Source organism: Streptomyces sp. SP18CS02, assembly GCF_036322365.1.
Classification (GTDB): Bacteria; Actinomycetota; Actinomycetes; order Streptomycetales; family Streptomycetaceae; genus Streptomyces.
The window spans coordinates 24,246-47,726 of record NZ_JAQYXC010000288.1 but is presented as its reverse complement, the minus strand read 5'-3'; the positions used below and the strand labels follow the sequence as shown (position 1 = coordinate 47,726).

Sequence of the window (23,481 nt, the reverse complement as noted above, 5' to 3'; positions counted from 1 at the left end):
GTTTTCGCGCGGCATGTGAACCGGACCTCCGTGCCGGGACGTTCCAAGCGGAATGGGGACGCATTCCTTGGGAATGTTAGCGCTTACCATCCACTGATCAAGTGGAGCGAACCAGACAAGGGCGGACAATCCGGCCTGCTGCCCTGCGCGACCGATCCACGCCAATCGCAAGCCTACTCGTCAGTTTGCTTGACAGAGTCCGACGCCGCTTCAACACTCTCCTCAACCGAGGAGTGTTAACGCAAACACAACGAGGAGATACGTCGTCGTAACGCGACGGACACCCCCTCCCGCCCACGCGGCGGGGTGGCCCGAGCGTCCCATCCGCATGAGCCGCCGCCCCCCGACCGGCCCGCGCCGGGCCGTCTTCCGATACGCGACCGTCACCACTCGCCGTCCGCATCGTCGTGGCGGCACGGCCGACCACCCCGCCCGCGTGCCGCACCCGTGTACACGCGCCCCTGTCCCGGGTCGCCTCCCCCGCACGGGCGGCACGGGCCGCCCCCACCCCCCCCACCCACCCCCACACGAGCCATAAGAGGTTGTCATGTCATACGCAAGGAGGAGGGTGCCGGCACTGTTCGCCGTTCTCTCCGGTCTGCTCCTCACCCTCCTCGGTACCGCCGGCACCGCTCACGCGGCCCCGTTGACCTTGCCCAACGCCACGCGGTTCACCGACACCACCGGCGCGGACGTGCACGCCCACGGCGGCGGAGTCATCAAGGTGGACGAGTACTACTACTGGTTCGGTGAGAACCGGAACGCCGACAACACCTTCCGTTATGTGTCCGCCTACCGGTCCACCGACCTCAGGACCTGGGAATTCCGCAACCACGTACTGACCCAGGCCACCGACCCCGAGCTGCAGTACGCCAACATCGAGCGTCCCAAGGTCGTCCACAACAAGGACACCGGCAAGTTCGTCATGTGGATGCACAAGGAGAACGGCGGTGACTACGGCGAGGCCAGGGCCGCCGTGGCCACGTCGAGCACGGTGGACGGGGACTACACCTGGGGCGGCAGCTTCCGGCCCCTCGGGCACATGTCCCGTGACATCACCACCTTCGTCGACACCGACGGCAGCGGCTACATGATCTCGGCGGCCAACGAGAACGCCGACCTGCACGTCTACCGCCTGACCTCCGACTACACCGCCGTGGAGTCCCAGGTGCAGAAACTGTGGCCGGGCAACTGGCGTGAGGCCCCGGCGATGTTCAAGCGGGACGGCGTCTACTTCCTGCTCACCTCCGGCTCCACCGGCTGGAGCCCGAACCAGCAGAAGTACGCCACGGCCACGAGCATCACCGGGGAGTGGAGCGGCCTCCAGGACGTCGGCGACTCCACCGCCTACCGCAGCCAGACCACCTACGTACTGCCCGTCCAGGGGACAAACGGCACCAGTTACCTGTACATGGGCGACCGATGGGGCAATTCCATGGGCGGGACGGTCAACGACTCGCAGTATGTGTGGCTGCCCCTGCGGTTCCCCACCCGCACCACCATGACGATGGAGTACTCCCCCGAGATAACGGTCGACACCGCCGCCGGGACAGTGAGCGGCAGCAACGTCCGCTGGGAGGCGCTGGTGGCGCGGAACAGCGGCAAATGCGTCGATGTGGCCGACTTCGCCACGGCAGACGCTGCGCAGCTGGTCCAGTGGGGCTGCGGCGTCGGAATCAACCAGCACTTCCAGATCAAGGAGCTGGGCGCGGGTCACGTCCAGATCATGGCCAGGCACAGCGGCAAGTGCCTGGACGTGAGTGGCGCGTCCACCGAGGACGGCGCACCCGCGGTCCAGAACGTCTGCGACGGCCGGCCGTCGCAGCAGTGGAAGATCGGATCGGCCGGAACCCTCGGCTACACACAGATCGCCGCCCGTCACAGCGGCAAGTGCCTCGACGTGGTGAACCAGTCGACCGCGGACGGGGCCGCGCTGCAGCAGTGGGCCTGCAACGGAGGCCACAACCAGCACTGGCAGCGCACCACCGCCTGACGACGGCGGTCGCACGGCACACGTCCCCGCCCATCCGGGCGGGGACGTGTGTCCGGCATGTCCGTTGCCGGATCCGCTTCGGCGGCGGTGTGCCCCACCGCACTCTCCCGTCCGCACCCCAGATGGAGAACCCCATGCGATTCACCTGGAAGAGCCCCTGCAGCCGGCGACGCCGAAGGCGCACCGCCCTCGGCGTGTCGGTCACCGCCGTCGCCGCGCTCGTCACCGGCGGGCTCGATTCACCCCCCGCCGCGGCGGACACGGAAGCGGCGCCGCACGTCACCGTCCGCCTGCTGCCCGACTACCAGCATCAGCCGTTCGAGGGCTGGGGCACCTCCCTGGCCTGGTTCGCCAACGTGACCGGCGGCTGGCCGGACGCCCAGCGCAACCGGCTCGCCGACGCCCTCTACGGCTCCAAGGGGCTGGGTTTCACCATTGCCCGCTACAACATCGGCGGAGGCGACAGCCCGGAGACCAAGCCGTATTTGCGGACCGGGGGGGCCGTTCCCGGTCACTGGAACCGCCCCGGCGCGGAGTCGCCCGGGTGGTGGAACCCGGCGAACCCGAGCCACTGGAACCCTGGCGCCGACGCCAACCAGCGCTGGTGGCTCAAGGCGGCCAAGGCCCGTGGCGCGGACACCTTCGAGGCGTTCTCGAACTCGCCGCCCTACTTCATGACCAACAGCGGTCTGGTGTCCGGCGCGGTGAACGGCGGGGAGGACAATCTCCGCTCCGACCAGTACGAGCGGTTCGCCGACTATCTCTCCGGCGCCCTGAGACGGGTCCAGAACTCCACCGGCGTCACCTTCGACTCCCTGTCCCCGGTCAACGAGCCGGACACCGACTTCTGGCGTGCCGGCGGGCGCCAGGAAGGCTCCCACTGGGCCACGGGATCGCAGGCCCGCATGATCGCCGCTCTCCGCGCCGAGCTGGACTCCCGAGGGCTGGGCACGCCCATCGCGACGATGGACGAGACGAACCCGGAGAAGTTCCGTACCAACTGGGAGGCGTACAGCTCTCCGGTCAGGTCCATGATCGGCAAGCTCAACACCCACACGTACGGAACGGGCGGGCGCACCGGCGCACGTGATATCGCCAAGGGCGCGGGCACCCCGCTGTGGATGTCGGAGGTGGATCTCGGCGGCACGGTCCCGCAGAGCTTCACCGACATGAGCCCCGCCCTCGACCTGGCCGATCGCATCACCGACGACATCAGGGAGCTGGAACCGCGGGCCTGGGTGCTGTGGCAGGCCGTGGAGGACTACGAGAACATGACTCCGGCCCACGAGAACTCCAACTGGGGGCTGATCCAGACCGACTTCACCCCGGCCGACGCCGCGAAGGAGCCACTGCGAAAGAACAAGAAGTACTGGGTGATGGCCCAGTACAGCAGGTTCATCCGGCCAGGGGACCGGATCATCAACTCCGATGACACCGACACCCTGGCCGCCGTGAGGCCGGGCGGCCGGGGCGCGGTCGTGGTGCACACCAATCCCACGGGGTCGCCCCGGACGGTGACCCTGGACCTCAGCGGCTTCCAGAACGTCTCCCCGGCGCCCGTCCAGCGCTACACCACGGACGCCGGCAAGAACCTCCGGCGGGAGGCGAACGTCACCGCCACGGGCAAGAGGCTCACCGTGACCCTCGCCCCGGGCTCGGTCACCACCCTCGTCCTGCCGGGGGTCTCCGGCGTGAACGCCGCCGCGGCGACCGCCGGATCCGGTACTCCCCAGCAGCTGGTCAATGATCACAGCGGCATGGCGCTCGCCGTCGACACCACCGGCGGGAAGGGCGTCCTCGTCCAGCGCGCCCCCGACCCCGCCGACAGCGCGCAGCAGTGGGTCCTCGCCAGGACGTCGCCTGCCGACTGGAGCACCACCGCCTCGTACCGCCTGAAGAACGTCAGGAGCGGCAAGGTCCTGAGCAACACCCGCGGCGGGCTGGCCTTGGCCACCCATGGGGCCTCCACACAGCAGCGGTGGATGCTGTCGACCACCGGAGACGGACACCACACGGTGATCAGCCGCGCGACCGGTGACCTCCTGGATGTCACCGGAGCCTCCACCGCCGACGGTGCTCCGGTCGGTGTCCACCGGCCCACGACGGGAGGCAACCAGTCCTGGACGTTCCGCACGATCACGACCGACCCGTGGAAGCCCCTGCCCGTCCGGCACAGCGGCAAGTGTCTCGACGTGACCGGCGCCTCCACCGCCGACGGCACGGCCGTCACCCAGCACGCCTGCAACGGCGGCACCAACCAGCAGTGGTCCCTGCGCGCCACCGCCGGCGGTCACGTCCAGATCATGGCCCGGCACAGCGGCAAGTGTCTCGATGTGGCCGGGGCCGCCACCGCCGACGGCGCACTCGTCACCCAGTACACCTGCAACGGAGGCCGAAACCAGGAATGGTCCGTGCGGACCACCGGTCAGGGTTACGTCAACCTGGTGGCCCGGCACAGCGGCAAGTGTCTCGACGTGACCGGCGCCTCCACCGCGGACGGCGCACTCGTCACCCAGTACACCTGCAACGGAGGAACCAACCAGCAGCTCAGGACAGCGTGAGGCACGGCGGCCGGTGGCGGGCCCCTTCGGCCCGTCACCGGCCGCGTCCCTCCCCCCGGCGTGCGACCGACCAGGGGGAGGGAAGCCGATCGTCACTCCTCCGTGGGGCCGAGGTCGGCCGTGTCCTTGAGGTCCACGGTGCGGGCGTGGGGAGCGGCGTGCAGTTCCAGCACGGTGATCTCGTTGACTCCGGGGCGCAGGACCGGCCCGGGGACGTAGAGCGAGTGCTGGGGGCCCCGGGACCAGTAGCGGCCGAGGTGGAAGCCGTTGATCCAGGCGTTGCCCTTGCCCCAGCCGTCGAGGTGGAGGAAGGTGTCGGCCGTCTCGGTGAGGGTGAAGGTGCCCCGGTGCAAGGCGGGACCGACAGGTGGGGCGGTGGTCGGAGCGAACGGGATGTTCTTCAGGTCGGTCAGCGGAAGGGGCCGCGAGGTCCATCCGGTGAGGGGGGCGCCGTCGATCCGGACGTCGCCGACCAGGCCCTTGCGATCGTGGATGCCCGGGCCGTAGTTGACCCTTCCCTGGTTCTCCACCAGCAGGCTGAGCTTGGCGCCCACGCGCGGCACGGCCAGCGCGAGGGCCCGCTCGTGGTTCTCCCGTTCCAGGACCCCGACGGGCCGGCCGTCGACGAAGACCTGGGCGCGGTCGCGGACCTGCTCCACCTCCAGCAGAACGGGTCCCGCGGCCGGCAGGACGGTCTCGTACAGGACGAACCCGAAGTCCTGTCCGAGCTGCTCCATCGTCAGCGGCCCTGGAGCGCGGACGGCGTCGCCGAGCCCGGAAGCCGCAGCGAGGAGGGACACGCTCTCCGCCAGGGTGACGGCTGCCGGCGCCAGCTTCTCGGCACGGGCGGGTACGGGCTCGGCGGGGACAGGGGCGTACTTGGCGATGACGTCCCGGAAGGCGGTGAATTTCTCCGTGGGGTCACCGGCCTCGTCGAGGGGTGCGTCGTAGTCGTAGGAGGTGACGGTGGGTCGGTAGGTGTGCTTGTCGTTGGCACCGTTGGTGAAGCCGAAGTTCGTCCCGCCGTGGAACATGTAGAAGTTGACGGAGGCGCCGGCCGCCAGGACCTCGTCCAGCTCCTGGGCCGCCTGGGCGGCGTCGCGGACCACGTGATGAGCACCCCAGCGGTCGAACCAGCCGATCCAGAACTCCGTGCACATCAGGGGCCCGGACGGCTGGTGGGCGCGCAGGGCGGCGAGGTTCGGCACGGTGCGGCTGCCGAAGTTGGCCGTGGCGAGCGTACCGGGAAGAGCACCGCGCTCCAGGTCGGCCGGCTGGTCGCAGGTGAACAACGGCACGTCGACACCGCACCGGCGCAGGGTTGCCGCAAGGTGCTCCAGGTGCGCCGTGTCGTCGCTGTAGGCGCCGAACTCGTTCTCCACCTGCACGGCCAGCACCGGCCCGCCACGCGTCGCCAGGTAGGGCAGCAGCGGGGGCAGAAGGCGTTCGAAGTACCGGTCCACCGCTGCCAGGTAGCGGGGGTCCTGGGAACGCAGCCGGATATCCGGGTCGGTCAGGAGCCAGGAGGGCAGACCGCCGCCTTCCCACTCGGCGCAGATGTAGGGGCCGGGTCGCAGCAGTACGTGCAGTCCTTCGTCCGCCGCGAGGTCGAGGAAGGCCGGCAGGTCGATTCCGCCGTCCATGCACAACCCGCCGGGGCGTGGCTGGTGGAGGTTCCAGGGAACATAGGTCTCCACGGTGTTCAGGCCCATGAGGCGGGCCTTGCGCAGGCGGTCGGCCCACTGGTCCGGGTGCACACGGAAGTAGTGCAGACCGCCCGAGATCAGCCTGAAGGGCTTCCCGTCGAGGAGGAACCCGTCGTCGTCGATGTGCAGAAGGGGCATGTGCAGGTGCTCCCGTGGTTGAAGTGGAGAGCCCGGTCGGGCGTGCGGCACGTCGGCCCAGGAACGGCGACGTATCACAGGTCGAGATGTTTACGTAAACACGACCGGTTGGCAAGCCCTCGGCCCGCGGCGCGCCCTCCCCTCCCCCCACGGGTGGACGGACAGCCGAACGCGCGGCAGACGCGACGACGCATCCCGCCGCTCCGCCGGGCGGTGGGATGCGTCGTCGCGCGGGGTCGCCCCGGTCGACGGTCTCGGCGGCGCCTCAGGCCGGCAGAACACCGGGCCGGCACCAACCAGGACGGCAGGTTCTCAGGGCTCCCAGGCCCTCGGGCCGCCAGGGCTTCAGGACCTCAGAACGTCAGCCGGAAGGCGTCGATGTGGCCGAGGTCGTCGGAGGACAGGTCCTGCACCTTGAGTCGCCACTCACCGTTCGCGACCTCCGAGGCGGCGTTCACCGTGTACGCGGTAGGCACGTAGGGTTCCTTGTCCCCGGTTCCCGCATAGGGCTTCAGCGGGTACTCCGTGCCGTCCGGGGCCATGAGGTCGATGGTCAGGTCCCCGCCGTAAGGGTGCTTGATGTCGACGCCGACCCGCAGGTCGGCCGGGGCGTTGCCGGGGACGCCGGACACGACCAGGCCGGAGTGGACCGCTGCGCCGTAGTCCGGGATCGGCACACGTGCGGTGTTCTCGAAGACACCGGCGAAGCCCCGAACGCGCCAGGTGAGCCGGGTTTCGGCCATGGCGCCGGCGGCATCGGTGACCTTGACCGTGACCTGGTTCGTGGCCTCGGCCGTCGGGGTTCCGGAGATCAGACCCGTGGACCGGTCGATCGACAGGCCGGCGGGCAGGCCGGCCGCCGTATGGACGAGAGGCCCGGCGTTGGTGCTCGCCGCCCGCACCTGGAGACCGACGGGCTTGCCGAGGACCGAACTCTGGTCGCCCGGGCCGGTGAGCACGACTCCCTCGATGCGGGTACCGACGTTGACGGCGGCCCACGCGGCCGCCGCGTCGAGATAGGTGCCGCTGCCCAGCCCGTACAGATCGGCCGCCGCCCTGAGGGTGGCGGTGCGGGCACCGGCGTAGTCCGTGGCGGAGTTCATGTAGACCGTCAGCGCGCGGTACCAGATGCGCGCGGCGGCTTCACGCCCTACGGGGGTGACCGGTCGGCCGTCGTAGGTCGGGGAGTCGTAGTCGACTCCGTTGACCGTCTTCCGGCCGCTGCCCTCCGACGCCAGATAGAACCAGTGGTTGCCGATGCCGGACGAGTCGTGCTCGTCCAGGCTGCCCACTCCGGGGTACCAGTGGTCGACGGCGTAGCCGTCCTTGGACGGCTTGTCCATGTACCGGCCGGGGCTGCCGTCGCCCCAGACGTCCGCCTTCTCGGCGACCAGGTAGTCCCCCGGGTCCGAGGGGTTGCCGGCCCAGAATTCGACGGCGGCCGACATGATGTCGGACGTGGCCTCGTTCAGGGCGCCGGACTCGCGTCCGTAGCGCAGGTTTGCGGTGGCGGCGGTGACGCCGTGGGTCATCTCGTGCGCCACGACGTCGATCTGGGTGAGCGGCTTGAGGTTGTCCTTGCCGTCGCCGTAGAACGCGCAGTAGCAGGACTCCAACCAGAACGCGTTGGTGTAGTCGTTGTCGAAGTGCACCCGGCTGCGGTGGGCGACACCGTTGTCGCGGATGCCGCTCCGGCCGTGCACCTTCTGGTAGTAGTCCCAGGTCACCTGCGTGCCGTAGTGCACGTCGACCGCGGCGGTCTGCCCATGGGCGGGAGATCCGTCGCCCCAGGTGTCCCGGTCGCCCGTGAGGAGCGTACCGGCGGCTTTGAGGCTCGTGGTGTGTGCCACGTCGTAGGTGCTGTGGCCGCCGCGTGTGGCGTCGGTCATCGCGAACCCGTCCCCGGCCTTGGCGGTGCCGATGTCCACCTGACCGCTGTAGTGGCTGTGGCCGACGCCATTGTCGACGGCCTGGTACGTGAACAGCTCGGATCCGGTTCGCGCGTCGGTGATCACATGCAGCTCGGACGGGGTGCGGTCCCGCTGGACACCGCCCACGACGGTTTCCCAAGCCAGGACGGGCCGGTTCGACGCCGCCCAGATGACCTTGCGCACGACATCCGGCCTGGGGGCCGCCACGCCATCGGCCTGAGCGCGTCCCACCGCGAGGGTCTTGGCCGAGTCGGCGCTCTTGGCGGCGTCGGTCGTGGGGAGGGAGATCCGGGTTGCCTTCTCGACGCCTGGGGATCCTCCGTTCGGGGCCGTGTGGAGGACCAGGTCTCCCCCGAGCACGGGCAGCCCGGCGTACGTGCGGTCGTAGCGGGTGTGGAGCGTTCCGTCGGCGTCCTTCAGAATCGCTCTGGGGACCAGGGCTTCCTGGCTGCCGAGGCCAAGCTCCCTCGATCGTACGGCTGATGACCTTCGTGCGTCGGCCAGCAGTGCGGCGTGCTCGGTCGCGCTCAGCGCGTCCGGCAGCGCGCCGGCCCGGGGTGCGGCGCCTCTGGGCGGGGTGGAAGGGGAGGCCGGATCGGCCCCGGCAGTCTCCGCGGGCAGCACGGCGGCTATCGCGATGCTCGCCAGAAGCGAGCCGGCGGCGGCCGCCGTGCGGGGTAAGCGTCTCAACGTGACTCCTCATGAGGAAGCCGGGGACGAGCCCCGGCCATCGCCTGCCGGACGGACGCGGGTACATGGTCCGAACGGCGTCGGTGGAGCAGAGCGAAGCGACGAATCCCGTGACGGGGAGGTGCGTCGACTGCACGCGTCCGACACCGGGACGCCCACAGACTGACATGTTCACGCGAACAATTGGTTTCATCGATGTAAAACCGCGTTCCTCCGGTGTTCAGCCGTCCCCGGTCGCCGCGCCCTCCGGGGAGACCCGAACGCGGCTCAGGCGGGAAGGCGGAGGCCGTCGACGGCGGTGTCGAAGACGGGCCGATACCGGCTCCATTCCTCGTCGGGAGCGGAGAGGTACACGACGTACCAGGTGCCGTCGTCGTCCGCGAGCGCCACCTCGACCGCCCGGAACTCGCGCGCCTTGCCGTCGAAGGTGAACTCCCAGTACCCGCCCGGCCGTCCACGGACCGTGGTGGACGTCATCCGCACGCGCTCGTAGCCGGGATTGTCGCGGCGCGTCTGCTCCTCCTCCGTGGTACGCCAGTGCTCCAGCGCCTCGGAGCCCGCGAACTCGGCCACGTTGACCCTCAGCCCCACGCGTCCGGACGGGTCCACGTACGCGACCTCCCCACCGTCCAGCTGGCTGCGGGCCCAGCCGACGGGCACCGGTACGGAAAGGCCGCCGTACTGCTTCTCCAGCCTGTACCCCTCGGGCAGGGACGGAGCGGAAGCGGCGCTCGCGCTTTCCCCACGGGAGTCGTCCGGATCGCCGAACGACAGGGGGAACCACAGCAATGCGGCGCCGGCCACGCAGGACGCCGCCACGACCGCCACCCCGCACCACAGCGCCGCAGGACGTCCACGGCCGGTGGCGCGCCCGCGACGAGCGGGGCGTTCCGCGCGGGAAGGCAGCACGGCCGCATCGAGGACGGCGGTTCCCGCTGTGACCGACCCGCGCAGCAGGTGCTCGGTCTCGGGCAGGTCCAGGCGCCCCTCGGGCTCCTTGACCAGCAGCCCTTCGATGACGGGCGTGAGCGCGCCGGCGTCGTTCGGCGGCTCGTGAGGGTCGCTCACGATGGCGTAGGCCGTCTCGATCGGGATGCCGCACTCGAACGGCTGGCGACCCTCGACCGCCCGGTACAGCGTCACTCCGAGGGACCAGAGGTCGCTGGCGGGCCCGGCTTCGAGGCCGCGCAGGCGTTCGGGAGCGAGGAAGGCGATGGACCCGACCAGCTCACCGGTCCTGGTCAGGGTCTCCGTACCGCTCTCCATGGCGATCCCGAAGTCGGTGAGGACGATCCGGCCGTCCTTCCCGAGCAGCACGTTGGCGGGCTTGATGTCGCGGTGCAGGACCCCGATGTCGTGAGCGGCGCGCAGCGCGGCGGTCAGGGCCAGGCCGATCCGGGCGACCTCGTCCGCGGGGAGTGCGCCACGTTGCTTGACGGCGTCGTCGAGTGTGACGGAGGGGACGTATTCCATCACGATGCACGGGAGACCCTCGTCTTCGACCACATCGTGGACGACGATCACATGGGGATGGCTGATCCGGGCCGCGCTGCGCGCCTCACGGCGCGTGCGTTCGTACAGCGTGCGGACCGCGTCGGGAGAGGAGTGGTCCGGTACATGAAGCTTCTTCACCGCGACCTGGCGTCCCAGGAGTTCGTCCTCGGCGCGCCAGACGGTACCCATACCGCCTCGGCCGACTCGCTCCACCAGCCGGTACCGGCCGGCCACAAGCCGCCCCTGATCAGACACCGTCAAAGTCCCCCGCTTCAGCACGAACAGTCAGGGGAGGCACTCTAACCACAGGAAATTCGTTGGCCAATGCCTGACAAAGAGTCACCGACCGCGGGGCCGGCACTTTCTGCTCAGCCGGCCTGGGTTCCCCACGGTGCGACGGACGTGTCGCGCCCTCGCGGCCCGCGCGGACCCCAGTCACACGAAAGGTGTGCCACCGGCCGGGTCGACGCACGCGGAACGTGTCACTCCCCTGCGCACCGGTGCCGGGGATTCCGCGACGGCGCCTGCCGAGGGAGCGCTCCCAGCCGAGACGGGCGGACGCAAAGGCCCGCCGGCCTGCGGAAGTTCCGCCCCACCGGCACTGCGGCGACTGCCTTGACACGCGCCGAAGGTCTCGTCAAACTCTCGGACTTACCGCCCGTCGGCGGAGGAACCCCCTCTCCCCTCACCCCTGGGATCGGCCGGTGTCGACGGTGCGTACGATGCCGAGGGTTTTCGGGCTGCAAGCCCCCTGACCACCGTTTGGTGATGCGAAAGGCTGGCCATGGGCAACTCCGCGGCAGCGATGGCCACATGCCTGCTGATACTCACGACGCTGAGCACGACCGGGTGCCAGGGCGATCAGGAACCCCAGGTCAGAGGCCCGGCACCGAGCACCACCGCGATCCGGGGCCCGGCGTACGTCTCCGACGCGGGGACTGGTCTTCCGCTCAGCCGACCGGTGACCCTGCCCATCACCGAGCATTCCACGCTCAGGCAACTGCGCTGGGCTTCGTGGGGCGGGGAGACGGCCGTCGCCACGGGACGGCTGACCGGGATGTGGTGCGTCCCCGACTGCGGGCAGGGCTATCCGGCAACCGTCGAACTGACCCGTCTGGAACGGCTGGAGAACGTGGGGTACTACACACGCGCCTCCGTACGAGCCCCCGATGTCCGGCAGGACAGCGCGGAGAACCTGCACGATGTGCAACTGGGACACCCGTGGCTCGGGGAGGTGCGGGTCACACCACTCTCCCTCGGACGCCATGGATACGAGGTGCGCGTCGCCGCCGACGGCCTCGCCTGGCCGACTCGGATCCGGCGGCGCATTCCTGAGGTCGCCGCGGTCGACGCGCACGTGCGGCGCCCGCGCCGCAGGACCGGCCGGGAGCGCGTCGTGACCGTCCGCGGATCCGGCCGCGGCTTCGAGCGGTGATGACGATGGGACTCCCCCTCAAGGCGGCCCTTCTCGTCGCAGGCACAGCGGCCGCCATCGCCGCGCTGTTCGCCCTCCTGGTGCACCAGCGCGTGCAGGCGCACCAGATCGAGAGCGCCGCCGAGGCGGCGGACCGCAAACTCGTCGGCGCTGTGGAGGACTACGCGTCCGGTGTCGACGGCGGGGCCCTGATCGACCCACCGGACCTGCCGTCCGAACTGCGGTCGACGGTCCTGGCGAAACCGGTGCGTGCCACCTTCCTGCAAGCCTCCGGTGCGGGAGGACCCGTGATGTGGGCTGCCGCGCGCAGTGACGAGACGATCCTCGCCGTGAAGACCTCCTTCGCACCCCAGGAGCGTTCGCTCAACGATCTGGACTACGTGCTGCTGGGCTCCGGTGCCGTCGTCACCGCACTCGGATCCCTGGTGGGGATCGTGACGGCGGTCGCCACGGGCCGCCGGATCACCGCTTCCGCACGTGTCGCCCGGCGGATAGCGGACGGGGACACCCATGCCCGCGTGAAGGCCGGCGGCAAGGACGAGATCGGTCAGCTCGGCAACGCCATCAACACCATGGCCGACGCGCTCGGCGCCCGGCTGGAGGCGGAACGGCGTGTCACCGCCGACATCGCCCACGAACTCCGCACTCCGGTGGCCGGGCTGGTGACAGCCGTAGGGCTCCTGCCGGCGGGACGGCCGACCGAGCTCGTCCACGCGGGGGTCACCACCTTGCGGCGCCTGGTCGAGGACGTCCTGGAAGTCGCACGACTGGACGTTCCCGGAGTCGAGCAGGCCACGCGGGAACCGGTGTCCCTGGGTCAGCTGGCCGGACGTGCGTCGGCGCTGGCCGGGGGAACGACCGAGGTCCTGGTCCGGGTCGACGAAGTCGTGGAGACCGATCCCCGACGCGTGGAGCGGATCCTGGTCAACCTGGTCGCCAACGCCCACCGGCACGGCGAACCTCCGGTACGCATGGAAGTCGACGGAACCGTGATCCGAGTGAGCGATCACGGGCCCGGCTTCCCCGAGGAAGTCCTCGCCCACGGCCCCCGCCGCTTCCAGACGACTGCCCGCCGGCGCGGCGTGGGCATCGGCCTCGGGCTCACCATCGCCCTCGGGCAGGCGCGCGTCCTGGGCGCCGACGTCAGTTTCGACAACCTGCCCGCCGGGGGCGCCCGCGCCACCCTGGACCTCGTGCCCGACCGTCCGGTCTCCGACCACTGACGTGCCGACCGCCTCGGCTCGCCACCTCCCCGGAGCGGGCCGCGCCGCCGTGCCCCCTCAGGGCACGCCAACCGTTGGGCAGCGTTCACCCACCGGCCGCCTTGGTTGCGTAAACATAACGGGTCTAGCCCACAGTGCGGGCCGTCAGCCAGGTCCGCAGCAAGCGAAAAGGACCCGACCGTGAAACGCAGAGCCCTGATCACCGCGACGGCCGGCGCCGTCGCTCTTGGAGCCTCCACCTCCATGTCCGCCGACGCACGGACGCCGGGCCGAGGCGCCGCGCCCTTGAGCACGTTCAACGTCATCAGCGACATCCAGGGGGATCTGGGCGACCTGGCCGTCGCCCTGAGGGACATCGGCGTCACCGCCCCCCACAGCGCGGGACTCGCCGTCGCCGGTGACATCACCCCTCGCGGTTACGACTTCGAGTACGCGGCGGTGCGAAAGGTCCTGGAGCGCGGCCCGAAGCCGCGCAAGGTCGCCTGGGCCATCGGCAACCACGAGTTCTACGTCCCCAAGTACGCCGACCCCCGGACCCTGGCCCTGTCCACCTGGCCCAACGGCACCACGGAGGACTCCCTGTTCCGCAGCTTCTACCGGTTCGCGGGGCGCGGCGCGGTGTACGCGGAGACGACGTTCGGCGGCATACCCGTCCTCACCATCGGCACCGAGCGCTACATGCATTACCACGATCCCCAGCTGTGGGACGAGGTGTGGCTGAGCGAGGGGCAGTTGCGGTGGCTGGAGGAGCGGTTGCGGTACTGGTCACGGCGCCGCAAACCGGTCATGGTGATCAGTCACCATCCTCTGCCCGACACGGTCTCGGGCACGCGGAACAAGCTCTACATGAGCGACTACCTCCAGGCCGACGCACTCCTCGGCCTGCTCGGCCGGCATCGGGACGTGTTCCTCTTCAGCGGGCACACGCACTGGAACCTGGCGCTGTCCGACTGGTACGTGCGCCGGGTCGTGCCGGGTTCGGCGAACCTCGACGGGTTCTCGGTGGTGAACACCGGAGCCGTTCAGACCGGTTTCACCGACAACGGGCAAGGGGGTGAGACGACGGTCCCCGGCACCTTCAACCAAGGACTCCAGGTCGAGGTGCACCGCGACCGCGTCGTCATCAAAGCCCGCGACTTCGCGGCCGGACAGTGGCTGAAGCAGGTTTCCGTCCCCCTGGCCGCCAGGATCTGACCCCATCCCACCCGCACGGGCCCCGCCGACGTGAGGTCGTCACGGACAGGCCCGAAGCTTGTCCGTCCCCGCGGCACCGACCCGCCGGCAGGTCGCCCGCGTCGCCGGGGTCAACGGTCCTGGTGACCCCACCACTACGCCGGTCATGGGTCGCGGCCCGGCAGCGAACAGTTGCCGGGCCGCGACACGAAGGCCGGACGCGGGCACGCCGATCCGGGAGTCGCGAGGCGGCGGGCAGGCGCGGAGGGCCGCGTCGGAGTCTCCGCGCGGCCGGCCGCACCGTAGGTCCGGGGGCCGGCCATCGCGCCGGAGGGGCGAATTGCGCCATCCGGACCTGCCGAACCCATGGGATCGAGACGATATTCGACCGAAGCGGTACCGCGTGATCCTGACGCGTGCCCGGATCTCCGCAGGTCGAGTCGTCGGGTCGACGGGGCAGGCGGTTCGGGAGCCGCTTGACATGAACCTCAACGCGGTTGATCCTTCTGCAATCGATGATTGATTTTGTCCGATCACGTTGAGTCCTGGGGATTCTCTCCTCACCTTTCCCCGGTTTGCCTGTATTGCCCTTTCGATTCTGACCCGACTCGCACACTTCGACACTCTGGATTCGCTCCGGAGTTCGTTCCGTACATCTGGGGGGTCTACATGCGTAGCAGCGTCATCGTGCCGATCTACCAATCACCCGCCGTTCTCTCGCTGTTCCTTGAATCGCTGGAGCAGACCGTGGAGCCGGACACCCAGCTCATCCTGATCAATGACGGCTCGGGGCCGGAAGCGGGTGAACTCATCGAGGAGTCGGCCCGCGCGGTGAAGGCCGAGCGGGCCGGCGCCTTCACGGTGGAGACCGTGCACAACACGAATCCCCGCGGTTGCGGGCAAGCCCTCAACCAGGGGCTCTCCCTCGCGGAGGGCGACCATGTCTTCTTCGTCGACTCCGACCTGATCCTGACGTCCGGCTGGCAGTCCGGGATGCTGCGGACCCTGCGCGACCATCCGAGGGCCGGGATGACCGCCGGAGTCCTGCTGTACCCGCACACGGGTGGTGTGCAACACAGCGGCATCACGTTCGGCGAGACTCTTGGCCGGCATCTGTATCTCAACGGCCGGCCGGACGACTTACCCGGCACGCCGTACACGGTGCAGGCCGCCGCCTTCGCGCTGTTCGCGATGACCCGGCAGGTCAGGGACGACGTCGGCCTGCTGGACGAACGGTACTTCAACGGGTACGAGGACTTCGACTACCAGATGCGGGCGAGGCTGCTCGGCTACCGCACGGTGATCGACCCGAGGGTCACCTCGTACCACTGGGAGCAGCGCAACGGCGTGCACCGGGCGGGCAACCGCAAGAGCAACCTGGCGCGGTTCTGGAAGACCTGGGGCAAGCACGTCGAGAACGACATGACGTCGCGGATCCTCGACGCGCTGAGCGGTACGGCCGACCTCGGCCGGTTCGTTCCCCTGGATCTCGCCGAGACGCGTACCGATGCCGCCGGTGTCTGGCAGGCGCTTGCCGATGCCACGTCCCTCGACCGGCATGACGTGCTCGACTACTCGACGAAGGTGGACGGGACACAGCCCATCCTGCTCCCCCATGTGCTGCCGACCGCACTCCTCACCGAGCCGCGGCCCTTGCTGATCCTTGTCGAGAACTTCGTCCGGCTGCTGGACAACCGGATGTGGCTCGCCCAGCGCCTGCAGACCCGGTCGGAGGATGTCGTCATCGACCTGCACGGGAACAGGACGGGCCTTGAGGACCTTTTCGCCGGCTGCTGGCCGGGAGGCAAGGTCCGGTGACGAACGAGCGAACGACCACCCCGGACCGGACTTCCAGCCTCACCTGGCTCGACAAGGCACGCGACGTGGTCCCGGCCGCGTGCAGCACCCTGGCCAAGGCACCTCACCGACTGCTGCCGGGACGGGGCGCCATCGCGGCCGTACACGCGAAGGACGCCGAGTTCACCGACCTCGACGGTCGCACCTGGCTGGACTGCGAGATGGCGATGGGCACGGCGACCTGGGGGCACGCCCGGCCCGAGGTGCGGGAAGCGGTACGTGCGGTACTGGAGCGGGGCACCGCGTTCTCGGTCGCGGACCCCCTGGAACTGGAACTGGCCGAACGGCTCCTGTCCCGGTTCGGCCGCTACGAAGCGGTCAAGTTCGCCAAGAGCGGTGCCGATGTGGTGAGCGGCGCGGTACGGATCGCCCGCGCGGCCACCGGGCGTGATCGCGTCGTGGCGACCGAATACCACGGGTGGCACGACTGGGCCGCACCGTCGCACTACTCCGCCCACCCCACGACCCTGGGTATCCCGCAAGCCGTGGCCGCATTGACACTGACCACCCCGCCCGACGACTCCGAGCGCCTTTTCGCACTGCTGCGCGAGCACCCGGGAGAGGTCGCCGCGGTGGTGGTGTGTCCGAATCGCTGGTCCGCCGATCGCCTCGGCGCCGTGGTGGACGAGGCGCGCTCCATGGGCACGGTCGTGATCTTCGACGAGGTCACTTCCGGTATACGCATGGGCAGACGCGCGACCTGCGGCGAAGTCGGCATCTGGCCGGACCTGCTGTGTGTCTCCAAGGGAATGGCGAACGGGCTGCCGCTGGCGGCTCTCCTGGGCGACCGCCGCCTGGTGATGCGTGCCGAGGACGTCCGTATGAGCAATGCCCACTCCAGCGAGTCGCTGGCTCTCGCCGCCGCACTGGCGTGCGAGGACCTGATGGACGCGGTGCCCGCATGGCCGTCATGGCGCACGCGGACCGTCGACATGCTGGACGCCCTGCGTGCCCGGGTGACCATCCTCGGCCTGGGCGGCCGGATCGAGGTCCGGGGCGACCACTCGAGCTTCTCCCTGGGCACGTCCGGCGCTCCCGACTTCTGGACGGATCCGTTCCGCGCGCACCTGCTGGACGTGCTCACGGAGCGGCGCATTTTCACCAAGGGCTACTTCGTCTTCTCCGACCGGCACACACCGGCGCAGCTCGACGAGATCGAACGCGCGATCGACGCCGCCCTGACCAGCTACCGACACCACAACTGAACGGAGGCCGGGAGATGCGAGCTCTCGTCTATGCGGGAACGGGCCGGATGGACCTCGTCGACGTCGAGGAGCCCGGTCTGCGGAGACCCGACGACGTGAAGGTGCGGATAGCCATGACCGGCATCTGCGGCACCGACCACAAGATCCTCGCGGGCAAGCTCGACGTGGCCGGAAGCGGCACCGTGCTCGGCCACGAGGGTGTGGGCACGGTGGTGGAGGTCGGTGACGCCGTGACCCACCTCAGGGTCGGCGACCGCGTCATCGTCAACCCCACGCAGTCCTGCGGCACCTGCCGAAACTGTCGGCTGGGCGCCTACTGCTACTGCTTCAATTTTGACGACCACCAGGTGGGTTTCACCCTCGCGGGCACGTTCGCCGAGTACTACGTGGGGACCGCACAGTACCTGTACCCGATCCCCGAGGGGATGAGCTGGCAGGTCGCCAGTCTGATCGAGCCGTTGGGCTGCTCACTGAACGGCGTCCTCAAGTCGGGGCTGCAGCCGCACGAGTCGGTCCTGGTCATCGGCTCAGGAGCGATCGGCCTGCTCTGCCAGAGCGTCACGCGGCGGTTGGGCCGGCTCACCGTGGCAACGGAACCCAACGCCTTCCGCCGCGAGTTCGCCGCCGGCGTCGCCCACCACGCCCTGCACCCCGACGAGCTCACCGCCGAGGCGATCGCGGAGCTCACCGACGGCAGAAAGTTCGACGTGGTGATCGACGCCGTCGGCAACCAGCTGGCCGCGGCCATGGAGGCCGTCGCCAAGGGCGGCCGGGTGGTACCGATGGGCTACGACGACACCTACCACGTCGAGATAGCGCCCACCAGGCTCATCGACGACGGGCTGAGCATCGTGGCGGCCGTCCCGCTGCACGACGCCATCGGTCCGGCCATCAACCTCGCCGCGCGTCTTCCGGAGCTCGCGCGGATGGTCACCACGGAAGTCGACATGGCGGACTTCCGCGACGCCTTCGAGGCGACCATGGGAGTCGACCTGGAAACCGGACAGAAGGTCGAGGTCAAATCCGTCAAGGCGGTGATCCGCTCATGAGGCGGCAGGGCTTCATGACGCACCTTCACCGCAACGCCCGGTACTGCATCTACACGGAGCCGTTCTGGGCCGTCTTCGGCACCGCCGCGCTCTACTACGCGACCCTGTACATGGAGAGCGTCGGCCTCAGCACGGTGGCCATAGGCGGGATCCTCTCGGCCAACCTCTATGTCGCCTTCCTGTTCCAGCTGGTGGCGGGCGCGGTCACCGACAGAATGGGCAGACGTCGTGCCACGTTCTGGTTCGACGTCACCTCCTGGGTCGTCCCGATGTTCGTATGGGCCTTCAGCGACAACTTCTCTTTCTTCCTCCTGGGATACCTTCTCAACGCCTCGTCCAAGATCGTCAACGTGTCGTTCTGGCTGCTGGCGACAGAGGACAGTCCGGAAGAGCACAGGCCGCGCATCTTCGCCGCCATCAAACTGGTGATCATGTTCGCGGGCCTGCTCGTGCCGTTCGTCGGGTTCGCCATGGACAGGTACGGCACGGTGCCCAGCCTGCGCGTGCTCTTCTTCGTCGGCGGGCTCGCCATGCTGCTCCACAACTGTCTGCGCCACTGGTACACGGTCGAGACACAGGCGGGCGTCGCAGCGATGGAGCGCCACGTCGGCACCCCCCTGCTGCGGAGCGTGATCGACAGTGGCAAGCTGCTGTGGGCCGCCGGTCGGCACACCGCGCTGCGCCGTCTGGTCCTGATGTACATGCTGAGCTTCGTCGCCTTCCAGCTCAACGTCTTCCTGGCCGTGTATCTCATGAAGAGCCTGGAGTACAGCGCTCTGGCGGTGGGCGGGGTTCCGGCCGTCGGTGCGGTCGTCGCGCTGCTGTCCTACGCGGTCGTCATGCCGTGGGCGTCCGGGCGGGTCTCGGCGCACACCATGGCGCGGTGGTCACTCGTCGCCAGCTCCACGGGCTGGCTGTTGTTCCTCGCCCTCGGTCCGGGGAACCTCGCCCTGCTGTTCCTGTGCGCCGTGCTCACCTCGGGAGGCCCGTTCCTGGTGGAGTCGTACCGCGACGCCCTCGTGGTGAGCTGCGTGCACACGTCGGAGCGGGCCACGTTCTTCGCGGCCGTGCAGACGTTCACCGCGGTGGTGTCCATCCCGACGGGATACCTGTCCGCGGTGCTGTTCGAGGCCCGGCCGCTGCTGCTGTTCGCGGCGATCGCGACGCTCTACGCGATGGCCGCGCTCTGCGCCTTCGGCAGGCGCGCCACGTTTCAGGCAGACGTCCGGCTCGTCCCGCAGCGGAACGGGCCGGACCTGGTGGCGACCCCATGAGCGAGCAGACGCGAGCTCTGGTGTTGGACTTCGACGGCCTCGTCGCCGATACCGAAGTGCTGTGGCTGGCGGTGCTCAGACGGCTCTACCAGTCGCTCTCCCAGGAGCTGCCGCACGACCTCTATGTCGCTTCCATCGGCGGCACGCTCCATGACTTCGACCCTTTCGAGGATCTGGCCGCCCGGTGCGGAACCACCAGTGCGGCCGAGCTGGAAGTCCGGGGAGAGGCCCTGTTCCGGGCCTGGATGGCGTACGAGGCGCCGCTGCCGGGGGCCCGGCGGCTGGTGGCAGAGGCGGAGCGGCGCGGCCTGCCGCTCGCCATCGCGTCGAGCTCCCGCTCCGCTTCCGTGGTTCCCCACCTCGACGCCTTCGGACTGCTCGGATCCTTCACCGTGATCGTCACCGCGGAGGATGTCCCGCAGGTGAAGCCCGCGCCGGACCTGTACCTGCTGGCGGCCCGTCGGCTCGGGGTCGACCCGACGGACATCGTGGCATTCGAGGACTCGAACCGGGGAGTGCGGGCCGCGAGAGCGGCCGGCGCGTTCTGCGTGGCGGTGCCGCACGCCCTGTCCCGGTCGCACGACTTCGGCGCTGCCGACCTCCGGCTCGATTCGCTGGCCCTGTGCGACCTGGACGACCTGTTGTCGCTCTCCTTCGAGAAGAGGAAGGCCCATGCGACCAGTGCGTATCACCGCCTTGCCGTTCGACTTGACGGCACGCGGCCCGGCCGGGGCCCGTTGGGCCGTCGACGGCGCGACACTTGAGATGGTCTCGGCGGCGAAGAGCGATCAGTTCATGGCTGCCGCCACGGCCCCCGGCGAGGCGTCGGCCGACCTGAGCCGACTGACCGGGGAGGTATGGGATCCATCCTCATCGGCCTGAGTCCGCTCCTCTCTGTCATCGCCGGAGCACCGGCAGCGCAGGCCGCGCCCGGCACCACCGCCTCCGGCAGCCAGTTCCCCGATGCCACGGGGGCGGGGGTGCAGGCCCACGGTGGCGGTGCGACCAAGGCCGGCGACCACTACTGGTCCGGCGAGGAGCGGGGCGAGGACAACAAGTTCCGCTATGTCTCGGTGTACCGCTCCAACATCGCCAAGCACAGCAACAAGTGCCTGGACATTCAGGGCGGGTCCACCACGGCCGGCGCCAAGCTCGTCCGGTCGGAGTGCAACGGCGCGGCCGGCCAGGCATGGAAGATCGGCACCACCACCAGGCCGACCGACCCGACCGACCCGACGGACCCGCCCGGCACCGCCAAGCCCGACAGCCCCAGCAACTGCAATGCAGGCAGCCCCGGCACCGTCGGCAAGAACGGAGCCACCCTGGCATCTGCCCCCGTCGGCAACTACTCCGCCACCCTCACCCTCACCCTCCTCTGACCCTCACACCCGCGTGCCGGACCCTGGTGTCCGGCACGCGTGGCCCACCGAAATTCGGCCGCCACCCTTTACGTTTCCACCATCCCTTAAGTGCCCGATCAGTGGAAATCCCGCTGTCGGCACAGATCGCACCATATGTTCGAGCCTTGCGGAAATTCTCTCCGCACATGGCGTTAAAGCATCTCCTCCGCAAGGACTCCGCACGGCATACTCTGATCCGGCAGCCCACGGACGCCAGGCACCATTCGGTATCGGGCAGCGTTTCCGCCTATGCGCGCCCCGTCTCCGTTGTGAGTCATCCGCCATTGTCGTGCGACCCGCATCATACTCAGGAGCGACCACACCGTAAGAGCCATTTCCCGCGGACTCACATCAGCCCGCGGGAAGCGATGAAATGGCCCGGCGGAATCCCCAACGCCCCTGGGATGCGTCCCTTTCCGCGGCATGCGGGTGAAGGCGCTGCATCCATGTCACCACTGATTCACGCGGCCATCTCGAGCCGCCCGATGTCCCAGAACGCTTTCCAGGAGGCAGATCATGGCCAAGGCGTTACATCGCACCATCGCTCTCGTGACAACGGTGCTCGGCCTCACGCTGGGCCTCACCGGCCCGGCGGTCGCGGCGCCCGGCACTCAGCTATCCGGCAGCCCGGCGGCGGGCACGCTGGTGAGCAGGACCGGCACCTCAGTCACCGTCACCGCCGCTGTGGGCCTGGGCAACACCATCTCCGTTTGGCAGGTTGGCGACACGATCCGGGTGAGGGACACCGGCGACACCGTCACCGCCTTCGGCGGGTGCACCTCGGTCAGCACCACCGAGGCCGTCTGTCCGGGTGCCGGCAGCCTCACCGAATTCGTGGTCAACGCAGGCGACCAGTCCGACAATGTCACGTCCTCCCTCGCCGGTCCGGGGGTGACCCTCATCGGCGGCGCGGGGGACGACAGCCTCCACGGCGGCAGCGCCAACGACACCCTGGAAGGCGACGAAGGCGCCGACTTCCTCTCCGGCGGAGGCGGCAACGACACACTCACCGGCTCCAGCGGCCGGGACCGGATCTTCGGCGGCTCGGGGAACGACTCGATCGAGGGCCGTAACGGCTCCGACATCATCGACGCCGGCGCCGGGAACGACGTGGTGAGCGGCGGCAACGGCAATGACCAGGTGGTCGCCGGCACGGGCAACGACTTCGTGGAGGGCGGCGCGGGGCGGGACAGCCTCGATGCCGTCGACGAGATCAGCGGCAACGATTACGTCCAGGGAGGCACCCAGACCGACACCTGCCCGGCCGACCTGGGCGACAGCGTCACGGAATGCCCGTGACCGGCGCGGAGATCGGCCCCCAGTGCCAGTGCCACAACGAAGGAGACGTACCACCATGGCAGTGCGACACATCCACATGATCCTTTCGGCGGGTGCGCTCCTCTGTGCCACGCTGACCGGCGCCTCGGCCTCGGCCTCGGCGGCCCCGCTCACCTCCGAGTCCCGGTCCCTCGCGGACGCCACGGTGGTCGAGATGTCCGGAGGCACACTCCTCGTCACCGCGGCCCAGGGCGTGGCCAACGACATCACCATCCGCCGTCAGGGCAGCGTCGCCGTGGTGTCGGACGGCTCGGACGGCGTGCGCGCCACCGCCCCCTGCGTGCAACGGTCGCAGGACACCGCGGAGTGCCCGCTGCCCACGGCCGTACAGGTCAACGGCCAGGACGGCGATGACGGCATCACGGTCTCCCCGAATCTGGACGCTCCCTCCACTCTCTACGGGGGCAGCGGCAAGGACCGGCTCAACGGCGGCCCGCACGCCGATCGCCTCGTCGGTGACGAACCGGCCGGGGTCTCCGGCCTCACGACGGCGACTCCGGGCAACGACACCCTCAACGGCGGGCCGGGGAACGACACCATCTCCGGGCTGGGAGGCAATGACACCATCAGCGGTGGAGCCGGGAACGACACCCTCAACGGGAACGAGGGCAACGACACCCTCAACGGGAACACCGGAAACGACACCCTGACCGCGGGAAGCGGCAACGACTCCCTGATCGGCGAGGAGGGTATCGACACCCTGGACGCCGTCGACGGCGTCAACGCCAACGACAGTCTCGACGGCGGGGCCTCGTTCGACTCCTGCACCCGCGACACCGGCGACACGATGGTCAACTGCCCCTGACAAGGACTGACGAGCACCGTCGGCCGATCGCGCGCACCGGGGCCGGCCGGGCGCGGCCGGGTCCCCCCGCTCCGGCCGACGAACCGTCCTGGGACCGAGCACGGGCTGAGGGAGATCGTATCCGGTGGGAGCCACCACACGATCTCCCCCAGCCCGCCCTGTCTGCGGGCGCGAGCCACGGCGGGCGCCCGCTCGCCCTTCACGGACAG

Annotated in this window: 16 protein-coding genes; 13 read left to right on the top strand and 3 right to left on the bottom strand. The window is 69.5% G+C overall.

The features are described 5' to 3' along the window. The first annotated feature begins 568 nt into the window (after window positions 1–568). On the top strand, window positions 569–1,993 hold the full coding sequence (locus PUR26_RS18785) for an RICIN domain-containing protein (protein WP_329873559.1): 1,425 nt from the start codon (window positions 569–571) through the stop codon (window positions 1,991–1,993). Between the two features lie 134 nt (window positions 1,994–2,127). Continuing rightward, window positions 2,128–4,554: an RICIN domain-containing protein gene (locus PUR26_RS18780; protein WP_329873558.1), complete on the top strand. Its 2,427-nt coding sequence runs from the start codon at window positions 2,128–2,130 to the stop codon at window positions 4,552–4,554. Window positions 4,555–4,646: 92 nt separating this feature from the next. On the opposite strand, the gene PUR26_RS18775 is transcribed toward PUR26_RS18780, so the two are convergent. The 3 genes from PUR26_RS18775 to PUR26_RS18765 all read right to left on the bottom strand — a co-directional run bounded on the left by PUR26_RS18775 (window position 4,647) and on the right by PUR26_RS18765 (window position 10,768). Next, entirely contained in the window at window positions 4,647–6,398 is a 1,752-nt protein-coding gene (locus tag PUR26_RS18775) for a glycoside hydrolase family 35 protein (protein WP_329873557.1), read from the bottom strand. Between the two features lie 353 nt (window positions 6,399–6,751). Continuing rightward, window positions 6,752–9,019, bottom strand: a complete 2,268-nt coding sequence (locus PUR26_RS18770) for a M4 family metallopeptidase (protein WP_329873556.1) — start codon at window positions 9,017–9,019, stop codon at window positions 6,752–6,754. A gap of 267 nt (window positions 9,020–9,286) precedes the next feature. Beyond that, window positions 9,287–10,768, bottom strand: a complete 1,482-nt coding sequence (locus PUR26_RS18765; protein ID WP_329873555.1) for a serine/threonine-protein kinase — start codon at window positions 10,766–10,768, stop codon at window positions 9,287–9,289. A gap of 706 nt (window positions 10,769–11,474) precedes the next feature. On the opposite strand from PUR26_RS18765, the gene PUR26_RS18760 reads away from it, so the two are divergent. The 11 genes from PUR26_RS18760 to PUR26_RS18710 all read left to right on the top strand — a co-directional run bounded on the left by PUR26_RS18760 (window position 11,475) and on the right by PUR26_RS18710 (window position 23,272). Next, window positions 11,475–11,948 (top strand): hypothetical protein, encoded by a 474-nt coding sequence (locus PUR26_RS18760; protein ID WP_329873554.1) that lies wholly within the window; start codon window positions 11,475–11,477, stop codon window positions 11,946–11,948. 5 nt (window positions 11,949–11,953) lie between these two features. Further along, a complete protein-coding gene (locus PUR26_RS18755) occupies window positions 11,954–13,171 on the top strand; it encodes a HAMP domain-containing sensor histidine kinase (protein WP_329873553.1) in 1,218 nt (405 codons plus the stop codon). Between the two features lie 180 nt (window positions 13,172–13,351). Then, window positions 13,352–14,365 (top strand): metallophosphoesterase family protein, encoded by a 1,014-nt coding sequence (locus PUR26_RS18750; protein WP_329873552.1) that lies wholly within the window; start codon window positions 13,352–13,354, stop codon window positions 14,363–14,365. 648 nt (window positions 14,366–15,013) lie between these two features. Then, window positions 15,014–16,162 (top strand): glycosyltransferase family 2 protein, encoded by a 1,149-nt coding sequence (locus PUR26_RS18745; protein WP_329873551.1) that lies wholly within the window; start codon window positions 15,014–15,016, stop codon window positions 16,160–16,162. Further along, window positions 16,159–17,406, top strand: a complete 1,248-nt coding sequence (locus PUR26_RS18740; RefSeq protein ID WP_329873550.1) for an aminotransferase class III-fold pyridoxal phosphate-dependent enzyme — start codon at window positions 16,159–16,161, stop codon at window positions 17,404–17,406. The genes PUR26_RS18745 and PUR26_RS18740 overlap by 4 nt, the downstream gene beginning before the upstream one ends. Window positions 17,407–17,420: 14 nt before the next feature. Next, window positions 17,421–18,455, top strand: coding sequence for a zinc-dependent alcohol dehydrogenase (locus PUR26_RS18735; RefSeq protein WP_329873549.1), 1,035 nt, complete (start codon window positions 17,421–17,423; stop codon window positions 18,453–18,455). Between the two features lie 14 nt (window positions 18,456–18,469). Beyond that, window positions 18,470–19,729, top strand: coding sequence for an MFS transporter (locus PUR26_RS18730; RefSeq protein WP_329873548.1), 1,260 nt, complete (start codon window positions 18,470–18,472; stop codon window positions 19,727–19,729). Further along, window positions 19,726–20,493 (top strand): HAD family hydrolase, encoded by a 768-nt coding sequence (locus tag PUR26_RS18725; RefSeq protein WP_329873547.1) that lies wholly within the window; start codon window positions 19,726–19,728, stop codon window positions 20,491–20,493. The genes PUR26_RS18730 and PUR26_RS18725 overlap by 4 nt, the downstream gene beginning before the upstream one ends. A 93-nt stretch (window positions 20,494–20,586) precedes the next feature. Beyond that, window positions 20,587–21,108, top strand: coding sequence for an RICIN domain-containing protein (locus PUR26_RS18720; protein WP_329873546.1), 522 nt, complete (start codon window positions 20,587–20,589; stop codon window positions 21,106–21,108). A 537-nt stretch (window positions 21,109–21,645) separates the two neighbouring features. Beyond that, window positions 21,646–22,428 (top strand): calcium-binding protein, encoded by a 783-nt coding sequence (locus PUR26_RS18715; RefSeq protein WP_329873545.1) that lies wholly within the window; start codon window positions 21,646–21,648, stop codon window positions 22,426–22,428. A 55-nt stretch (window positions 22,429–22,483) separates the two neighbouring features. Then, window positions 22,484–23,272: a calcium-binding protein gene (locus PUR26_RS18710; protein WP_329873544.1), complete on the top strand. Its 789-nt coding sequence runs from the start codon at window positions 22,484–22,486 to the stop codon at window positions 23,270–23,272. The last annotated feature ends 209 nt before the right edge of the window (window positions 23,273–23,481 follow it).

Excerpts from the sequence above, each read along its gene's own strand:
- PUR26_RS18780 (WP_329873558.1), top strand. The coding sequence starts at position 2,128 with ATGCGATTCACCTGGAAGAGCCCCTGCAGCCGGCGACGCCGAAGGCGC.
- PUR26_RS18775 (WP_329873557.1), bottom strand. The coding sequence starts at position 6,398 with ATGCCCCTTCTGCACATCGACGACGACGGGTTCCTCCTCGACGGGAAG.
- PUR26_RS18755 (WP_329873553.1), top strand. The coding sequence starts at position 11,954 with ATGGGACTCCCCCTCAAGGCGGCCCTTCTCGTCGCAGGCACAGCGGCC.
- PUR26_RS18745 (WP_329873551.1), top strand. The coding sequence starts at position 15,014 with ATGCGTAGCAGCGTCATCGTGCCGATCTACCAATCACCCGCCGTTCTC.
- PUR26_RS18735 (WP_329873549.1), top strand. The coding sequence starts at position 17,421 with ATGCGAGCTCTCGTCTATGCGGGAACGGGCCGGATGGACCTCGTCGAC.
- PUR26_RS18730 (WP_329873548.1), top strand. The coding sequence starts at position 18,470 with ATGACGCACCTTCACCGCAACGCCCGGTACTGCATCTACACGGAGCCG.
- PUR26_RS18725 (WP_329873547.1), top strand. The coding sequence starts at position 19,726 with ATGAGCGAGCAGACGCGAGCTCTGGTGTTGGACTTCGACGGCCTCGTC.
- PUR26_RS18720 (WP_329873546.1), top strand. The coding sequence starts at position 20,587 with ATGGGATCCATCCTCATCGGCCTGAGTCCGCTCCTCTCTGTCATCGCC.
- PUR26_RS18715 (WP_329873545.1), top strand. The coding sequence starts at position 21,646 with ATGGCCAAGGCGTTACATCGCACCATCGCTCTCGTGACAACGGTGCTC.
- PUR26_RS18710 (WP_329873544.1), top strand. The coding sequence starts at position 22,484 with ATGGCAGTGCGACACATCCACATGATCCTTTCGGCGGGTGCGCTCCTC.